Genomic DNA, 19,342 nt, shown 5'->3' with positions numbered 1-19,342 from the left:
GCTGACATGATGTCAGCGGATTCACTCTTTATTCTTAATAGGTATATCCACGAACGATGCCGGATTCTTCAAAACCGGCAGAGAAACCCGTTTGTCGGAAAATCGTCTGACCATTTTCTATCAACGTCAGCAAAATCTCCGTACTGGCACTTTCCCGAATAATTCGATTCATGACACCATCCGTTGGTGCCATCAAGGAATGGCCCTCTTTTTCTGCAACTTCAATCGTTAGTTCAAGCCCTTTTTGCCTAACAATAATCACTAATCGACCTTGTTTGCGAGTCACAGAATCTAAGCGGGCACCATAATACGTTGCCAAGCGATATTCTTTATCCCCTATTTGTAAGACTGAAATAATCCCTAAAAAAGCCGTTCCTAAAAAAGGAATGTCTGCTGCTGAGAAAAAGAATCGGACATCAGACGCTTCAAATTGATTGCATTGTACCCATAGATAGGCAGCTGGAAACGAGGTTCCCCAGTCTTTTTCGAGATACCCGATTCCTTCAGAGAAATCAAGTGACTGCTCATTCCATAGCAAAGTTCCCGAGAGGCTATGAGCCATACTTAAAATACCATGGTAGCATTCCATAAATGAAAGGTAGGAAAATGGCCCCATAATACTTGGGGCATAGCGACTCCGAGATATTGGATGAAAGGCACCGTAGGTCAATGTGCCTTTAACTGATAATTCCGCACTCTCTAATGATAACGAAATTCCCTGTTCGCTAAAGTGATTCTCCCCGATCTTAATTAATAACTGATCTTCAGCAGCTGAAAATTCCGCTTCACTAAAAGGAAAATAATGGGAGCCTTCATGGCTGATCACTTGAATAAATGGCTGTTTTCTTCCATCCGATTCAATCGATAGCCCCGGAATAAATGCATACACCTCATCCCCAATTTGATGTTTGAAATACCATCCTTCAAAAAATGCAGCTTTCTTCGTATTGCCATGAAAAAAATGATCTGTTGTAATCGCCATACGTTCCCTCCATTCAGCTATAACTAGTGTAGCATGAATGGCATAAAAGATGGCTTATGACGTTTTCACCAATCCAGGATTGTAAGATCTACGATTTTTCTGTTCGTATTCTCGATCACGGCTTACTTATCTTTTACAGAACGTCTGGTCCAAAGGATATAAACAGCAAAAGCTGCCACAAGCAATGCAATCAACAGCCCTTTAAACCGATTATCATTTGTCAAATTCTCTTTGGAGGCCCATCGTTGAAGGATTCCAAGTATAACGAAAATCGTTAGCATAAAGGCGACGGGATAAAAGTCTTTTTCCTTGCGCAAGAAAATCAAGGCGCAGGCAGCGACTAATAGCACCAACATTAGCACCATATCCATTGGATAAGATAACGTCACCACAAAAAGGTTAGGGGTATATAGATTCAGTAAAACCAAACCACCAATCCAGACCATCGCTATCACCCACAAAACCAGAAATTTCTTTAACTTACTCTGAAAAAAACCTTGCTTTAAATAAATCGTTTTTTGCACCCCAAAGAAAAAGAGGATGACCAAAACGACTGAAAAAACAGCAGTTGTCACATAAGAATAAAGATTTAACTGCAAGACACTATCAGAAGAAAAGTCATTAAACAGTTTGACCAGCCATGAGGCGCCGACCATAATATAAATCAAATTCAACTGATCGATCAAACGGCTTTTGGGTGTGTTACGCAACAGCTCATCTGCCATTTCTTTAGGATTTTTCCCAAAATATTCTTCTGCTGTTTCACCATGATTTTGGGCTTCAAGTAAATCATTGGCTATCTCATAGACTTGAGCAACCACAGCATATTCATCTTGAAACAGGCTAGAAAAAAGTAAATACTCTCTCAAATCTTCAAAATATTTCTGATTGCTTGCTGACAGTTGTTTTGAAATCTCATTTGTTTTGTCTCGGTAATAAGCTAGTTGTTTTTTCTTATTCATGTTCTCACTCCTCAATAATTCGTTCTACTTTACTCACTAGGTTTTCCCACTGTTGTTTAAAGCTGTTTAGGTACTCTTCTCCAGCTTCTGTCAATGAAAAATATTTCCTGTCTGGTCCATCTGGTGATTTTTTCAGTTCAGCTTTGATCAAACGTTGTTTCTCCAGTTTCTGAAGTAAGGGGTAAATCGTACCGCCAACGATCGTTTCAAAACCATATCCTCTCAATTCTTGTACAAGTTCGTAGCCATAAATTTCTTTTTTTGAAATAATCTGCAAGACGCAACCATCTAAGACGCCCTTTAACAACTGCGTTTCTTTCACGACTTTCACCTCCATGAATCATCTTCTACTAGTATGTTTTACCTATTAGTTGATTTGAGTATATCAAAAAGCATCTAGTATGTAAAGCATACTAGTTAAAAAAATAAAAACACAGTACGTGTAAACATACTGTGTTTTCGGTTATCTTTTGATTCCTCGCCCATAGGAATCATTATAAGGTTGAAATGAGCGATCGTGGAGCTGGGTAGCGGCATCTGCCAACCAGTGAATATTTCTAATCAACGCTCGTCCTTGTAAAATTAAATCCGCTTGCTTGGTTTGCAGAATGTGTTCACATAAATTAGGGTTATCCAGCATCCCAACGGTAGCCACTGGGATCTTAACAGCTGCTTTCATAGCTGTTGCAAAAGGTGTTTGATACCCTTCATAAACCGGGATCGTTGGCTTTCTATCTAACAAACCGCCCGTAGAGATATCTAAACAATCAATCCCATCTGCTTCAAGCCACTGTCCAATTTGTTGCCATTCTGTGATTGAATTTTGTTTATCCTCTGTTTCATAATCGGTTAACGACAACCGCATCCAAAGTGACCCATCAAAGACAGCTCGAACCGCTTGAACAATTTCTTTGACGAAACGATAGCGGCTTGCTAATGATCCGCCATATTCATCTGTCCGCTGATTCACGATTGGTGAGAGAAATTGATCAATCAAATATCCGTGAGCTCCGTGCAATTCAATCATGTCTACGCCAGCAGCTTGCGCACGTTTGGCTGCTGCCACAAAGGATTCTTGGACACGATTGATTTCAGTAAGCGTCATTTCGTGAGGAACAGCATAGCTTTCGTTAAAGCGAACGGCGCTAGGTGCTATTGGGTAACCTGCATCCGCTGCTTTGCGCCCAGCATGGTTCAACTGAAGCCCCACTTTGCTACCGAAACCATGAAGCAATGCAACGAGTTTTGATAACTCAACTTGTTGCGCTTCATTCCATAAACCAAGATCATTCTTGGTGATTCGTCCATCTGCTTCCACAGCAGTTGACTCAATGATCAGCAAGCCAACTTTACTTAATGCACGAGCACCATAGTGAACAAAGTGAAATGGCGTGGCAATCCCATCCTCTTTTTTCACTTCATACATGCACATTGGTGAAAGGACAACACGATTCTCTAACGATAACCCCGCCAGTTCAACTGGCGATAATAATAATGACATACTGACATTCCTCCGCTACTCATTAAATTGCATTTTCTGCTTGTTATCAGTATAGTTGTTACACATAGAAATACAAGCAGAAAGAGTTAGTTTTTTTGAACATGAATCAAAGAACAGTAGGCGAATAGACCAAAAGTCAATTTACTTTGCTGAAAACTACAGTCTCCCGTTAGCTAGGTATGGAGTTAGCCTTTATTATTTTTAAAAACAAAAAAGAATTGCTGATTAATAATTCTATCAGCAATTCTTTTCCCTATAGTTATTATACAGGAAAAAACGAGTAAAAAACAGACTAGTATTTTTGCCGCCACCTCGTATAATGAAACATACTCTGGGAAATGGATGTGAAAACAGATGGAAAAGCAACGCATATTAGAGAAACGTCATTTATCTTTTGTTTATCAAAAAATGATCACTCGAAAAAAAGCCCTACGCTCTTTTCTGGATAAAGGCTACGCAAGCCATTTGCAAGACCTCCAAACAATTGGCACGGATATTCGACTCAATTTTGATAACTTGTCAGACAGTCTGGAAACTTATGCTGCCATTGAGAGCAAAAATCGTGAAATTGACCAAATGAATCTGAGTTTGCAAACAGCCGAAAAAGAACTGGCAGCCGTAGAACGTTTGCTCCAGTCACCCTATTTCGGGAAAATAGTCGTTGACTTTCTTGATGGTGAATCCGCTGAATCCTTTTATATTGGCATCAACGGCTTTGCAGATGAAGATAGTCATAACTTAGTCTATGATTGGCGCTCTCCAATCGCTGAGCTTTTTTATAACAATACGTTAGGAGATTCTTCTTACCAAGTCAATGAACATGAAATTGCTGTATCTATTAAAAATAGACGGCAATTAATTGTCGCTCATGATAAACTGATCCGCTTTTTCGATACTTCTGTCGCGATCCAAGATGATGTCTTATTGACCGCACTAGAAAAGAACGACGGCAAAAAAATGCGCGACATCACAGCATCCATCCAAAGAGAGCAGAATGCAGTCATTCGTGACCAATCAAGTCAAACCTTATTGGTCAATGGAGTAGCCGGTAGTGGAAAAACCTCAGTTATTATGCAACGGGTCGCTTATTTATTGTATCAATACCGTAGTCAGATCACATCTGACAATGTACTGATCCTTTCACCCAATCAAGATTTTATCCACTATATCTCAGATGTCTTGCCTTCATTAGGTGAAAAAAATCCTTTAAATCAGACGATTCGTCAATTTTGCTCGTATTTGCTGCAAGAAGCAAATACAGTTCCTTTAGAAAATGAGGAAGCCTATTTTTCCCGTTTACAAGAACCTACTTCTTTTCAAACAGAAACGCTCCGCAGCAATGAGTTTGTGGCCTTTCTGCAAGAATCAGCCAGCAAGACAGCCCTGATCGAACCTTCGTTTCACTCAATCCTTCGAAAGGGTAAAGTCGTTATAGCCAAAGAAAAGATTCAGTCAATCTATCAATCTACACCACAACTCCCTATGATCGAGCGATTGCAAGCAACCAAGAAACGATTAATAAGTGAGTGGGAGTCACAATTGATCAGAAATGCCAAAAAGAACCACTTGCAAGATCAAGTATTAGCACTTTCTGAACAGCAGCAGCAACGATACTTTGGTCATTTGATTGAAGACGACTCTCCCTCCAGTATTCAAAAGTATACTGAACAATTATTGCGAATGAGGTATCAAGTCGTTGATGAACAATTGAAACAGAATAGCTGGATCGATGAGGATCAATTTTTAGAACACTATTATACGGCGTTCACCCAACAGCCTTATCTGAAACATTCTACTATCACGTTAGATGAAGCAGTAATTCGTTTATTCAACCGACACCTATTTATCGAGAAACTTCCTGTACCCTCGCTGGCTTTTTTGCTGATCGATGAAATCCAAGATTATACACCCGCTCAGTGTACGCTGTTATTGACACTATTTCCCCGAGCAGCCTTCACCATGGTTGGGGATGAAAATCAAGCAATTTTTAATTCTGCGATTGATTTTAGAGAGATTCAAGAAATCTTTGAGGCTAACAATCGATCAGTCACACGCTATGACTTACGAACTAGCTACCGTTCCAGTGGTGAAATTACTAAATTGTTTGCAAAGCTTGCCAACCATACAACTATGTCGATCATGCCTGTTCGCCCGGTCGGAGAGCCTCCCCGATTTATTCGTTTTGAAAATGAGTTGGAATGGCTGGCAACTATCACGCCTTTCATAAAAAAGGGAAGGCAATATACGATACTGACAAAGAGCCATAAGGAGGCTGCTTTTTTGGAAGAATATCTCAAAGGACAGACAAATCAACTCCCCTTTCCTGTTTATTCGATTGACATCGCTAAAGGAAGAGAATTTGATCATGTCATTCTTTATGACGTTTCAAACGAACAATTCTATACAACACAAGACAAGCGAATATTGTATACACTGCTGTCCCGTGGCATGGAAAGTATGCTGGTTACTTATAAAAAAGAACTTAGTGCCTTTTTCTAATCCGAAAACCATTGATTCTTGAATAAAGCCCAGAATCAAACTACTGCCAGATCCAGCACTTAACAACTAAGTTTTTTTAGAAAAAAATACCTTTTTGTCTATTTGAGCAAATGCATCTGTCCAGGCTTAGGATAAATGAAGTTTCACTTTATTTACCCTAAGCCTTTTTGACTTGTCCCTTCAACCTCCGACTCTTCTTCGTTGATCCGCATCCCTTTGTGATAATCTTACTTGTCTTCTTCTATGATCTTAAAAACGTAGATGCAAAGATTTCCCATGGGATTAGAACTAGACGGAATAATTTCGTCACAACATTTGTCCAATAATTGAAATTGCAGCGATCGTCAACCCTGGAAGTTCGTGTCAGTTGTTCCAATTCAATTGTTTTATTCAAGCGCGGAAGGCTTTTTTACATAAATTTTAACAACAGTAGAGCATTGAAGCCCAACTGTCAGTTGGAATAGTTGGAGCAGCGTCCGCTATTTGCAGATACAAAAAAACCACTAATGACGAATCATTAGTGGTTAAATCTATTGATTAACGATGAATGTAAGTATAACCGGATGCATTCATTGTTGCTGTGTTTGGTCCTGTAGGTGAAGGGAAGCCCATTCCACCTTGAGAGATCGTAATGGTGTTGCTTGCAGGATCATAAGATTCCACATAGGCTACGTGTCCATACGTACCATCTGCTGTCCACTCTCCGCCAACGGATTGGCCTGCGGCAAAGACAACAACTGCTCCAGCGGCTGGTGTTCCATTCACTGTGTATCCATCAGCTGCTGCTGATGCACCCCATTGGGCACCATTTCCCCAGTAAGTACCAACCCATGGTGCGCGATTTTTAACATACCATGTACATTGTCCTACTGCATACATGTTACCTGATGATGAGTGGTCTTTACCACTACCACCGGTATTGACTGTAGAATTATTGCTGTTATTTGTATTTGATGAAGAACTGTTTGATGAATTTGAACTATTACTTGATGAACTTGAGCTGCTTGATGATCCAGCAGTTGCTGTTTCAACAACAGAAGTATCTGAAGAACTTTCTGTCTTCGTTGTACTTGTTTGAACATCTTCTGTAACAGCTGCTTTTTCTTGCGCTTCTTTCAATGCTGCTGCCTGTTTTGCTTCTTCTGCTTTTTTAGCAGCCGCTGCTTCTTGTTGAGCTTTCAAGACACGTGCTTTTTCAGCTTCCGCTTCTTGTTTTTTCTTGTTCAACGCATCTTTGTCTTTTTCAGCTGTTGCTTGTTCAGCAGCTAAATTAGCTTTCAACACATTCAGGTCTGCTTGTTTTGTAGCCAATGCATCTTTTTGATTTTGCAGCTCAGCTTGAGTTGCTGCTACTTCTTGAATTTTGCTTTCATTTTCTTTTACTTTTTGTTCAACATCTTCTTTGTCGCGTTTTTGCTGCTCAACTAGATCATTGTTGGCATTTACGATTGTTGTCATGGCTTGTACTCGACCAATAACATCCGTCAAAGAATCTGCTTCTAGAACTGCATCGATAAAGTTTGTGCTTTGACCATTTACTTGCACATCACGTGCTTGTTTTTTGATAGCTTCTTCACGTTTTGCGATACGTAATTTTAAAGTGGCAATTTTATCTTGCAATTTTTCTGCTTCTTTACCTAGTGCAACTTGTTTAGCTTCTAAGTCACTGACTTTTGCACTCACTGAATCAATTTCTGCTTCTAGAGAATCGATTTGTGATTGAGCATCTGCTTGTTGTCCTTTTAGGGAATCGATTTTTTGATTTTGTTGTTCGATTTGATCATCAATGGAATCTGCTGATACTAATCCTGGTCCTGCAACTGCTGTTAATGTTAGAGAACACACCATTAATGCTGATAACAAACTTTTCTTCACTCGTTTTTCCTCCGACTAGCGCTTTTTGTGTAAATTAGTTGTCTTAATAAAAAATTTACTTAATATAAGAAAATTTAAAGTTCGATTTAACGACAAATGAATTCTAACATAAGCATATGACATACAGATAAAAGGAATGTTACAAAAATGTTTCAAAGACAATTCTTATCAGAAATATTCTTCTATGCTAGCTATAAAGCTTGATAAAACAGCATTTTTAAAATGTTTTTCAAAAAAAGAAATCGATAAAAAAGCGCTTTTTTATTTTTCAGGTAGTCCAAAAACTCCTGAAAAAACCAAAAAATTTGCTTTTTTACAGTGTGAATCCCCTTTTTTCTCTCTTTTGGCCCTCTCTTTATCCGTTTCTTTTTTCATTAAAGAAGATACCGTGTAAGCAAAATACTTGATCCTTTCTAAGTGACAAGCAAGTTTTCTCTTCCTATAATAGGAAGAATACCGCTCGAAAGGAGGAAGCATCATTTCCAAAAGAAAAATAATTATCTGGATCAGTAGCATTTTGGTTTGCGGCTTACTTTTGCTTGCTCTTTGGACGACCAAAAAAGCGAACAGTGTGTTGCAGCAAGATTCAGAAAGCGAATTTTGGCTGCTAAGCGATGTTCATTTCCTGTCGTCAGCACTTCACGATAATGGTATAGCCTTCAACCAGTTTGCTGAAGGTGCCGCTGGTAAAGAAATGCGCTATCAGGCAGAAAGTTTGGAAGCTTTTGTTGCTGAAGCCCTAGAAAAACGGCCAACAGGAGTGATCTTGACAGGGGACATGACATTGAATGGAGAGAAAGCAAGTGCAGAATCTCTTGCCGAGTTATTGGCACCATTACAAGAAGCTTCGATCATGGTACTGAGTTTGCCCGGCAATCATGAGATTTACAATGGTTGGGCCAGAATTTTTGATGGGGATAAGGAATTTTATGCCGATCAAATCAGCCCGCAAGATTTCAAAGATATTTTTTCCGAAGGCTACGAGAAAGCTGACAGTGTTGATCGGACCTCATTAAGCTATAGCATCAATCTCAATGACCAGTATCGCTTAGTATTACTTGATTCATGTATTTATGAAGAACAAGTGAATTGGAACCAGCCAACTACGAATGGCCGCTTGAAAGAAAGCACCTTAGAATGGCTGAAGGATCAACTAGAAGCAGCTAAACAACAGCAGCAGACACCACTTCTCTTCATGCACCATAATCTTCTGGAACATAATTCATTGTTGAAAGAAGGTTATATTTTAGATAACTCGGCGCAATTGCAGCAATTACTCACTGCTTATCAGGTACCAGCGATTTTTTCTGGGCACATCCATATCCAAGATATTACAGAAGGACCCTCTGGTATTCAGGAAATTGTCACCGGCTCTTATTCCACACAAGAACTTGGCTATGGGGTCGTAACACTTACTGATAAAACGATCAACTACGAAAAAAAGGTGATTGATTTGGACCAATGGGCTGCTAAGAATAAGCGGAAAGATCCTCAACTTTTGCAGTATAGCAACTATCAAGCAACCATCTTTCAACAAGATACAACTAAAATGGTGCGCCAACAGCTCGCATCTGTTACTGAATTGACAGAAGAACAAATCAACACATTATGTACATTTATTGCAAAGATGAATGCAGCGTTATTTACTGGTGACGACGTTTATTCGCAAGAAGAAAAAGAAACGATTCGACATTCTGAAGAATACCAGCTGCTGGCAACATATTCTTATTTTCTAAAACAATATGTTGACTCGCTATTGGAAGATAAGAGTCCAGATAATGCGCTGACACTTCCCATAAAATGAACGATAGCCTTCCTGTCATAAGACGGGAAGGCTATCTAACGATGCAATATTTATTCTTTGAAAGTTGAAGCAGACTATTACTACTATTATTTATTTCTCATTTAAACGATGCAATCCCTAACCTCTACTGCATCCTTGTAACTCTGAAGTTACGCCAGTTTTGAATAAATTTCCTAAAAACAAGATAACGTTGGTACAAAAATATTTCTCGTATTCAATCAGTATAACACATTTTGGCAAAAATGTCGTCAACAGACTTCCTCTCTCCATTCTTGTGTAGATTTAGCTTGGTATTCTTTCCTTAACAGGCAACATCACTTCAAAAATCTGCTGTTCTTTTTGATCCGTGGATACATCATCTTGCCACATCAGTTCCCAGATATCTCCATCTATCTGTAAATTAGCTGATTCCAGATAGGCTTTGAATCGTTTTGTAAAATCTTTTAAATGATGGATCTCCCCTCTAACGAATCCCGACACATAATTTCCTGCTGGTCTACAAATAATTGCCTGATCCGAGTACAGAGGCAGTCGTTCTTTGGGAATCATCACTAATGCACGGTAAGGAGCTTCATGGATCGACTCTTGATCGAATGCAGATCCTTCTACTAAATAACCGATGGGGTAGCCACTAAATAAATCCTTGTAATCTAAATAAGGATAAAAACGTGAAAAAGCCTGAAAGACCGAAGTCTCATCATACTCATTGATTTCTTCAGAAACAGCAAAATATTCTTCTGACCGATAACTATAAGTCATATTGGTAAAATCGGCTGTCTGTACTTTTTCAAATCGCGAAATGAACCGATCCAAAACGGCTTTATGTTCCTCTAGTTCCGTTATTTTCTGATCTACTTCTTTACGACGGATGATTAACTCTTTTTGCATCGTCTCAGGATTGCGGTTTCTTAGAAATGTTTGGATTTCCTCTAAGGACATATCCAATGCTCGCAAGACCAAAATCACATCTAATTCCGCACACTGTTCAAATCCGTAATAACGATACCCGTTTTCACCGATCTGTTTAGGTTTGAACAGCCCGATTTGATCATAATAAAGCAGTGTACGACGACTAACACCGCCATAAGCCGCAAGTTCACTGATGGTCAAAAATTTTTTCAAAAAAAATGCCTCCCTCCTATTGACTGTTACGTTACGTTACAGTTTATTCTAGCACAGAACGACGTAATTGGAGGGAATTTTTATGAAACAATTAAAACAATTTTTTTTCACCGAAAAACGCCTATTTCTAGGTACTTTTTTATTTATGCTGAGCCATTCTTTCGGGACACTTTTTCTTCCCTATTTTGTAGCCAAGATCATTGATGAAGGCATTTTAAAACAAGATCAATCAGCTATCATCCGCTATGGGGGCTGGATGCTGGCTGTTGCACTAGGAACTGGTGTGATTGCTGTCAGTGCTAGTTATTTTTCTGCCCATCTAGCAGGGAAGTTCGGACATCATCTTCGGATCAAACTATTCAACAAAATACAGGAGCTTGCGATCTCTAGTTTTGAAAAATATGGTACACCAACCTTGCTTGCAAGAACAACGAATGACATCAATAACATTCAACAAATCTTGATGATGGCTTTACAAATGATTCTTCCCGCTCCACTGATCATTTTGGCTTCGATTATTTTAACAGGTAGTGTATCTTGGCGAATGGTGTGGATCCCTATTGCAGCAATTGCTTGTTTCTCGATCGTCGCACTTTTCGTCATTTATCAAGCAATCCCTTTGGCAAAGAAAACGCAGAAAAAAGTAGATACTATGATGCGGATTTTGCGTGAAACCTATACAGGCGTACGGGTGATTCGCGCCTTTGACAAAGCTAGTTTCGAAAAAAAGCGGACAGACCAAACCTTTGAAGGGTACGCAAAAGTGATGATCCAAGTCAATCGTTTATTCGCTGTTTTGAATCCAGCCGTACACTTTTTCATGGGGCTGTCCATTCTAAGTATTTTGGGATTCGGCGGTTTCCAAAGTCTCTCAGGAAACCTGCCCATCGGCAGTATCACTGCGATCATCGAATATACCGTTTTGAGCCTTTGGTTTTTGACCATGGCAGCAATGGTGATCGTCATGATCCCAAAAGGATTGACATCCTTGCAGCGGATTGAAGAAGTTTTGTCTGAAGAAGAAACGATGACAGACGGTCCACAGCCAATCTTGCCAAAAGAAAGCTCATTAGTAGCTGCCTTTCATCATGTCTCCTTCACCTATGCTGGGGCAGAGGAACCCGTACTGGAAGATATTGATTTTGAGATCCATCGCGGACAGACCACTGCGATTGTTGGCGGCACCGGATCAGGAAAAAGTACGATCGCCAAAGCACTTTTGCGGTTAAAAGACGTTTCTAACGGCTCAATCACATTATATGATCGTGATATTCGAGAAGTCTCACAGGTCGCACTACGATCATTTATCAGCTATGTTCCTCAAAAAGCATTGTTGATCAGTGGATCGATCTGGGACACATTGACTTTCGGGATTGTCAATCCCGATCCGCAACAAGTAGCACAGGCCGTCAAAATCGCGCAAGCAGAGTCGTTTATCGAAAGTCTACCCGATGGGATCGACAGTCACGTTGCTCAAAAGGGCAGCAATTTTTCTGGCGGCCAAAAACAACGCTTGAGTATAGCGCGTGCATTAGTAAAGCCCGCTCACATTTACTTTTTTGATGACAGTTTTTCGGCCCTTGACTATCAAACAGATGCAAATTTACGGCGAGCATTAAAATCTTATGTCCGTGATTCAGCCGTAGTGATCGTGGCACAGCGTGTTGCAACTGTCATGGATGCTGATCAAATCATCGTTCTTGATGAAGGAAAAATCGTCGGAAAAGGGACCCATTCAGAACTGATGGAAACCTGCAGCACCTATCAAGAATTTGCGGCTTCGCAAGGAATAGGAGGAGAAAAAAATGAGCAAAAAAATAACTGATGCACCAAAAAATTTAAAACATACGAGCATGCGGCTCTTACAATTATTATTCCAGCAAAAAAGCCGCTTCGGACTGATTTTGATTTCTGCTCTCTGCTACGCGACACTTATGACAATCGCACCATTACTGTTGGGTCAAGGATTGGATAATCTCATCACTTTGCTTCAGCAAGGAGGCTGGCAACCAAGTGAATTCTTGCAAGTCATCAAATGGCCACTGCTCCTTCTAGGCATCTCCTGGCTGATGATCAGTCTATTTTCATTTTTACAAGAATACACAATGGCAAGTGTCAGCGAAACATTGACCTTAACCCTCAGAAAAGAATTGACGCACAAGTTTAATCGGTTGCCGGTACGATTTTACGATACGCATCAGACAGGCGATATTTTAAGCCGAGCAATTCTAGACCTGGATAAAGTCTCTGAAGTCCTTCAAGTCGGATTGATGCAACTCATTACAGCCACTCTCAGTATCTTATTTGGTCTTGGTGTGATGTTTTGGCTCAGTCCATTATTAACTGTAGGGATTATCATTATCCTACTGATAAGTGCTTTCGCTACCCATCGACTGGCTCAGCGAAATTTGGTTTACTTTTCAGAAAATCAGACAACATTGGGAGCAGTCGGTAGCCGGGCAGAAGAGTTTTATACTGCCCATTTATTGATCAAATCCTACAATCAGCAATCTGCTGTCGCTTCAGAAATGCACGAATTAAGTGAAAAGCAATTTCATGCTTTTCGTAAAGCACAATTTGCTAGCTATGCGATCAATCCGTTCATTCGCTTTATCAACCAAATCGGGTTTGTCGTAAGTGCTGTGATTGGTGGAATGATGGTAATCAATGGACAGTTATCCATCGGGTTGATCCAAGCCTACTTGCAATATACCAATCAAGTTTCCGAACCGATCACACAAGCTTCTTATATTATTAATACGTTACAAAGTGCATTAGCGTCATTGGAACGGATCTTTGAGATTTTGGATTATCCAGAAGAAAAAGAAACCCAACACCCTCTTGCAGTCCCAGAAGAATTGTCGGGGAGAATCGATTTTGAAGATGTTTCTTTCGGTTATTCTCCAGATAAATTATTGATGCAACATGTGAACCTACAAGTTGCACCTAGACAGACTGTAGCCATCGTGGGGCCTACTGGGGCCGGCAAGACAACTTTGATCAACTTGCTGATGCGCTTCTATCCACTGAATGGAGGCAAGATCCGGATCGATCGCTACGATATGACGGATTTCTCAGCCACAGACATTCGCAAAAAATTTGGGATGGTTTTACAAGACACATGGTTGTTTGAAGGAACGATTGCAGAGAATATTGCTTACGGCAAAAAAGATGCAACGAAAGAGGCAATCATTGCCGCCGCAAAAGCAGCACAATGCGATCATTTTATTCGGACACTGCCGAAGGGCTACGAGACGATCATAGGATCCGAAACCGAACTATCACAAGGACAGCAACAACTTTTGACGATTGCTCGTGCAATTTTGGCAGATCCAGCTATTTTGATTCTGGACGAAGCGACTTCCAGTGTTGATACCCGAACCGAACAAATGATCCAAACAGCAATGGACACATTGACGAAAAATCGAACAAGCTTTGTCATTGCCCATCGCCTCTCCACGATCAAGAATGCTGATTTGATCCTTGTGATGGAAGCAGGACAAATCATTGAGCAAGGCAAACATGAGGAACTGTTAGCAAAACCTTCATTATACGCCCAACTCTACAATAGTCAGTTTGCCAGAAATTGATTAGAATTTTTGTCACGTTTCATCTAGAGATCAAAAAGCGAAGGCCATCGCCAACAAAAAAGACTGCGTCTAGTATACAGACGCAGTCTTTTTTTGAGATTCATTGACTCATTCCTTCATTTTTCCTTGGAGATCACCAGGTCAAGAAAATAATTTCCGGAAATGATTTTTTTACTTTAAAGCAAAAAAAGAAGACCATTGCCGGTCTTCTTTTAAAAGTTGTTATTATGCTTTAACGATGTTTGTTGCTTGTAAGCCACGTTGGCCTTCTTCAACGTCGAAAGTCACTGCTTGACCTTCATCTAAAGTTTTGAAGCCGTCGCCTTGGATAGCTGAAAAGTGTGCAAATACATCATTGCCATCTTCACCTGTAATAAATCCAAAACCTTTATCTGCATTAAACCATTTTACTGTACCGTTATTCATAAACGTATACCTCCATATTACACATCGTGTGTGTTTATTTTTGTAATAGAAAATGATGTGTAATTGAAGTGCGTATCAAAAGATAAACAAGTATTAACATATCAGAACTTTACTTTTATAGAATACCATGCCAGAAGAAAAATAGCAATGATAATGCCGCTTTTCTTTTTCGATACTCGTAAAACCTTAAGTTTTCCTTGGCAACAGCTTTTCTAATCCTGTCTATAGCTCTTTTACCACCTTATTCCTTTCACATATCCTTTGCGCTTTGTAGAATATTTGTAGAACACGCGACGCTTTTGCGTACATAAGAACATGTAAAATAGCGAATTCTAAGACAGTGCTATCTAGGCTATGGTTTCAAGTACAAGATTCAACGCCAATCGATACTTGCCTCTTGCAGAAACATGCACCGAACAATTCTTTTATTTTATCAAACTTGTCTCTGGAAACTTTAAGGAAATTTTTAGCCTTCTTTTTATTCTAGTTCTATTTAAAAGTAAAATTATTTAAAAGTTAGTAGAGAAAATCCCCAATGACTCGCTGAAACGTAAATTGATTCATAGATGTCCTTCTCATCCCTGTAAAGATAATTTCCATTAAAGCTGCCTTTCTCATAAATTTTTCTTTCTTGAAACTGGATTATGATATTTTCAGTAAGAATTGCTTGATATTTATTAAATTTCTCCTCATTTATGTTTTTTGTTTCACAAACTAAACCCCTCTATGGTATAATCATTTTGTTTTTAAGAAAACTATGGGCATACAAAGGAGAAGGTAACATGAAAAAAACAAAAATCACTTTAATCGCTGCTTCATTGCTAATGGGAGGAACTCTTCTAGCTGCATGTAGTTCTGATAACAATACAACTGCAAGTTCATCAACTGCTGCTTCAACTGCAACAACTGCATCAACAGATGATGTTGTTTCAACAGCTTCAGTAAGTGACCAAACTTCAGTCATTGAAAAAGCATTGAGCGCAGACGGTAACTGGATCGTTGCTGTTACAGACAACATGACTTTCGACAAAGATTTGACAGTTGACGGCGAATTCCATGACAAAGGGGACGATGCAAATGATATCTACCGTAAATTTGCATTGTACTCTCAAGATGAAAACCGTACAGTAACTGCTGAATACACTGTAACTGTTCCTAAATTAGTTGTTAACTCAGAAAACTTCAACATCGTTAACGGTGTAGTGAAAGGCGACATCGAAGTAAATGCAAAAGGCTTCGTATTGAACGGCACTAAAGTTGAAGGAAACATCACGTTCGCTTCTAAAGAAATTCAAGATTCAGCAACACTTGATAAAGAAGGCGCATCTGTTACAGGTGACGTGAAAGTCAGCGAATAATTTTTTACTGTTTTCTTTGTGAAAAACACTTTCGAAAAAGGAACCTTGGATTTGATTTTATTCATCTCCAAGGTTTTTTCTGTGTTTTTTTATTCTCTGTTTTATCGTTGTTTCCACTAACTTTGTGTAAGTAGCTACAAAGATTTTCTGATAATCTAAAAAATTCCTCCCATCGTTTTTCACTCTGAAGCACACTCGCCAAGAATGTTTGACGATAAGAGGATTTTTTACTTCTTGCCGATTAACTGCTTAATTCAATGCTACTCACTCTTCAATAGAAGCCCATTTGTAATCATATTGCGCACCTGCACCATGAGAAACGACTCCTTTGACTTTTGGCGCCCGCAAATGGGCTTCCACGTTTTGGTAAACAGGAATGACACCTTGTTCTGCCATAATGATTTTTTCTGCTTCTAGCAGATCTTGCCAACGAGCTTCAGGATCTCCCGCATGGGTTGAAGCAGCGGCATTCACTGCTGCATCATAATCTGGATTACTCCAACGACCACGGTTATAGGAATTTCCAGTAACAAACAGATCTGTAAAGCTGCTGGCATCTGCATAGTCGGCCCCCCATCCGCCCATTACAACATCAAAGTCTCCGTTGTTGGAACGATCTAGCCGAACAGAAAAAGGTACCGGACTCAAACTGACTTTCACACCATCCAATGTACTTTCGATTGCACTTTGGACATACTCGATCGCTTTTTTAGTCGAATCGGTATCAGAAGCCAAGATTTCAAAATCTAATGAATCGATTCCTAAAGCTGCTTTGGCTTTTTCCCAGTGTTCTTTCGCTTTGTCTTCATTGTATTCGATCACACTGCCAGCATCTTCAACAAAATCTTTGTTATCCGTCGGGCTGAAAGTCATACCTTCTGGAATCAATCCTGTCGAAGCTAGAGATCCGTCCCCCAGAATGGAGGATACAAGTGCATCACGATCGATTGCATAAGAAATTGCTTTTCGCAAATCTTCATTACGGAATGGAGAATTTTCTTCTCGCTGATTCAATTCGATATAAGAGGTCCGGGCCAAAGGCTCTGAAACAAAAGCTTCATCATTTGCCATTTGCTGCGCCAATTCTCCTGTTAAGATCACATCGTCTGCTTGACCATCTTGGAATAGATTCAACGATGTCGCAGATTCTTTGACAACACTGACATTGATGGTTTGTAATTTAACATTTTCTTGGTCCCAATACTGATCATTCTTTTCGTAGGACCATTCCGTATCTGTACCCGGTCCATCAAATCCTGTCAAAACAAATGGGCCATTGTACACAGAATTATCACTGGTCGTTGCATATTGATCGCCTTTTTCTTCCACAATTCCTTGATTTTGCGGGAAGAAAGATGGGAAAGCGAGTAAATAATCAAAATAGGGGGTTGCTTTTTCTAAAGTAATCTCTAATTCGTACTCACTGACTGCTTTGATCCCTAACTCGCTAGGATCTGTTTTTCCTGCAGTGATCGATTCAGCATTCTTGACTGGGGCAAACAAATAAGCGTATTCTGAGCCTGTTTCGGCTTTTACTGTCCGTTGCCAGCCGTAAACATAATCCGCAGCTGTTACAGGATCACCATTCGACCACTTAGCATCTTCTCGCAATTTCAATCGGTAGATCAATCCATCTTCACTCACTTCTGCGAGTTCAGCAGCTCCAGCAGGTTGCGGCTTACTGTCAGCATCCAAACGATACAATCCTTCATAGACATTATTCAATGCACTGAAGCTGATCGTATCAGTTGCAAGAGAAAGATCTGCACTAGGCATTTCTTGCTGGACGACAACATTGAAGATCTGTTCCGCTGCTGCTGTTCCATTCGAGGAAGTACTTTCTCCTGTGTTACTCGTGCCTCCTGTCGTACATCCGGCTAATAAGACACCACACACTGCTACCAATCCAAAGGCCCACTTTTTCATTTTCCTCTTCCCCTTAAGTTCATAATTTTCAGAATTTTCTGAAGTTGAATTTGATTTTAATCAATAATTATGATAATTGCAAGAGTTTTTCCCTCGTTTTTTTCAAAAAAGATTAAAAAAAATTTCTTTTTTTCATAAATAATTAATCTACAACCTTTATGTTCTCTTTCAAACAAGAAAAAACTGTGATACGCAAGAGCATCCTATCAGCTCCTTACGTATCACAGTCAAACAATTATCAAGCTTCCATTTTGTAGCTTTCTCTACTATTCTTACGATCTCTTATCACACTAAGAATCGTAGGGATCGCACCAATTGCAGTAAACAGATAGACAAGAGCTAGGTTCCCATAGTATTGACTAGCTTCCAAATAACCTTCTCTTAGCAAGTCAGGCAATATCCGAAATGCATAGAAATAATCAACATCGGTATAATAATTGGCTACACTGATAGACCAATCAATCCGATTGCCTAGATAAACCATGATGACCATAATCAAAACACTACCGATGATGCCTTTGTTGCTCAGCTTTCCGCCAAGAAGTTCATACCCTTTTAAAGCACAGACAGCCATTGCAATACCTGATAATGCCGCTACATAACCTAATTGGCCAAGTAAAATAATGACACCGACCCCAATCAGTGAACCTATAAATGCACCAACTATCCCAGCCAGCCAGTTTTCTTTCTTCTGATTCTGCTCATGCAGGCTAGCAAGCATCGCTTCATTTTGCTTTTTGAAACAAGCACTGCAAGCGATCACTGGCAGCCCACCTATGCTGTAGGTATCTATCGGCGCTTCCGATGTTCCGCAAAACTGACAGACAGTTTGATAGTGATTTTCTTTAAGAAAATCAGTGACTGTATCTAGACCAGCAACCAATTTTTCTTTGGTTTTGGCAACAGTCATTGCCCCTCGGAATGTATAAGTGACTTGGTAACCTTGTACAGAGCAGTCCAATATGTCTTTGGAATCAGTCACTACTTGTCTCACTTGCTCTGAGCTAGGTAGTTCTTGATTTTTGCTGATCGAAAAAGTTGCTGCGAAAGAATAACTATTATTATTCAATTGTGTCAATATAACTTTATACGAACGATACGTACCGTAAATCACACCCATTTTTGGATCTACCGACAACCCCAACGTCTCCGCAAAACTAGATAATGTTTTTACGAGCTTCTTATTCATTTGTCCTCCTTAATAAACGATAGATTATAACAAACGTTATAACTTTGAGTGTAAAATAGAAGCTAAAATCGTGTCAAAAGATACGTTTGTGTATTTTGTAACACGATT

General features: G+C 39.7%; 15 protein-coding genes. 6 read left to right on the top strand and 9 right to left on the bottom strand.

Going from position 1 to position 19,342, the window contains the following annotated elements:
- Positions 1-34: 34 nt before the first annotated feature.
- The 4 genes from IGJ28_RS14310 to IGJ28_RS14295 form a co-directional block, all read right to left on the bottom strand.
- Entirely contained in the window at positions 35-982 is a 948-nt protein-coding gene (locus tag IGJ28_RS14310; protein ID WP_252711524.1) for a tocopherol cyclase family protein, read from the bottom strand.
- 122 nt (positions 983-1,104) lie between these two features.
- Complete coding sequence (locus IGJ28_RS14305; protein WP_252711525.1) at positions 1,105-1,944, bottom strand: hypothetical protein; 840 nt, start codon at positions 1,942-1,944, stop codon at positions 1,105-1,107.
- A gap of 4 nt (positions 1,945-1,948) precedes the next feature.
- A complete protein-coding gene (locus IGJ28_RS14300) occupies positions 1,949-2,266 on the bottom strand; it encodes a PadR family transcriptional regulator (RefSeq protein WP_113850285.1) in 318 nt (105 codons plus the stop codon).
- Between the two features lie 141 nt (positions 2,267-2,407).
- The gene (locus tag IGJ28_RS14295; RefSeq protein WP_138371127.1) at positions 2,408-3,445 is read right to left on the bottom strand and encodes an oxidoreductase; all 1,038 of its coding nucleotides are present in this window, start codon (positions 3,443-3,445) and stop codon (positions 2,408-2,410) included.
- 354 nt (positions 3,446-3,799) lie between these two features.
- On the opposite strand from IGJ28_RS14295, the gene IGJ28_RS14290 reads away from it, so the two are divergent.
- Positions 3,800-5,944 (top strand): HelD family protein, encoded by a 2,145-nt coding sequence (locus tag IGJ28_RS14290; RefSeq protein ID WP_252711526.1) that lies wholly within the window; start codon positions 3,800-3,802, stop codon positions 5,942-5,944.
- Between the two features lie 537 nt (positions 5,945-6,481).
- On the opposite strand, the gene IGJ28_RS14285 is transcribed toward IGJ28_RS14290, so the two are convergent.
- Positions 6,482-7,819: a CHAP domain-containing protein gene (locus IGJ28_RS14285; RefSeq protein WP_081132112.1), complete on the bottom strand. Its 1,338-nt coding sequence runs from the start codon at positions 7,817-7,819 to the stop codon at positions 6,482-6,484.
- 136 nt (positions 7,820-7,955) lie between these two features.
- Between IGJ28_RS14285 and IGJ28_RS14280 the strand changes: the two genes are divergently transcribed.
- Both IGJ28_RS14280 and IGJ28_RS14275 read left to right on the top strand, forming a co-directional pair.
- Complete coding sequence (locus tag IGJ28_RS14280) at positions 7,956-8,213, top strand: hypothetical protein (protein ID WP_081132113.1); 258 nt, start codon at positions 7,956-7,958, stop codon at positions 8,211-8,213.
- Positions 8,214-8,336: 123 nt separating this feature from the next.
- A complete protein-coding gene (locus IGJ28_RS14275; protein ID WP_252711527.1) occupies positions 8,337-9,623 on the top strand; it encodes a metallophosphoesterase in 1,287 nt (428 codons plus the stop codon).
- A 282-nt stretch (positions 9,624-9,905) separates the two neighbouring features.
- Here IGJ28_RS14275 and IGJ28_RS14270 read toward each other — a convergent pair whose 3' ends face one another.
- A complete protein-coding gene (locus IGJ28_RS14270) occupies positions 9,906-10,745 on the bottom strand; it encodes a MerR family transcriptional regulator (protein ID WP_113849365.1) in 840 nt (279 codons plus the stop codon).
- Between the two features lie 82 nt (positions 10,746-10,827).
- Here IGJ28_RS14270 and IGJ28_RS14265 point away from each other — a divergent pair, with 82 nt between their 5' ends.
- Positions 10,828-12,570 carry an ABC transporter ATP-binding protein gene (locus IGJ28_RS14265; RefSeq protein WP_438845460.1) on the top strand — a complete coding sequence of 581 codons (1,743 nt, stop codon included), beginning with the start codon at positions 10,828-10,830 and terminating at the stop codon, positions 12,568-12,570.
- Positions 12,551-14,335: an ABC transporter ATP-binding protein gene (locus tag IGJ28_RS14260; protein ID WP_103300262.1), complete on the top strand. Its 1,785-nt coding sequence runs from the start codon at positions 12,551-12,553 to the stop codon at positions 14,333-14,335. Before IGJ28_RS14265 ends, IGJ28_RS14260 begins: the two co-directional genes overlap by 20 nt.
- Before the next feature lie 225 nt (positions 14,336-14,560).
- On the opposite strand, the gene IGJ28_RS14255 is transcribed toward IGJ28_RS14260, so the two are convergent.
- Positions 14,561-14,761, bottom strand: a complete 201-nt coding sequence (locus IGJ28_RS14255) for a cold-shock protein (protein ID WP_003125681.1) — start codon at positions 14,759-14,761, stop codon at positions 14,561-14,563.
- A 782-nt stretch (positions 14,762-15,543) separates the two neighbouring features.
- On the opposite strand from IGJ28_RS14255, the gene IGJ28_RS14250 reads away from it, so the two are divergent.
- Positions 15,544-16,119 (top strand): polymer-forming cytoskeletal protein, encoded by a 576-nt coding sequence (locus tag IGJ28_RS14250; protein ID WP_252711530.1) that lies wholly within the window; start codon positions 15,544-15,546, stop codon positions 16,117-16,119.
- Positions 16,120-16,383: 264 nt separating this feature from the next.
- Here IGJ28_RS14250 and IGJ28_RS14245 read toward each other — a convergent pair whose 3' ends face one another.
- Both IGJ28_RS14245 and IGJ28_RS14240 read right to left on the bottom strand, forming a co-directional pair.
- Entirely contained in the window at positions 16,384-18,045 is a 1,662-nt protein-coding gene (locus IGJ28_RS14245; RefSeq protein ID WP_003125679.1) for a peptide ABC transporter substrate-binding protein, read from the bottom strand.
- A gap of 238 nt (positions 18,046-18,283) precedes the next feature.
- Positions 18,284-19,234 carry a hypothetical protein gene (locus IGJ28_RS14240; protein ID WP_003125678.1) on the bottom strand — a complete coding sequence of 317 codons (951 nt, stop codon included), beginning with the start codon at positions 19,232-19,234 and terminating at the stop codon, positions 18,284-18,286.
- Between the last annotated feature and the right edge of the window lie 108 nt (positions 19,235-19,342).

It is taken from the genome of Enterococcus sp. AZ091, assembly GCF_051714805.1.
Taxonomy (GTDB): domain Bacteria; phylum Bacillota; class Bacilli; order Lactobacillales; family Enterococcaceae; genus Enterococcus_D; species Enterococcus_D gallinarum.
Note: the sequence above shows the minus strand (reverse complement) of the source record. Positions and strands in the feature narration are given on the sequence as shown.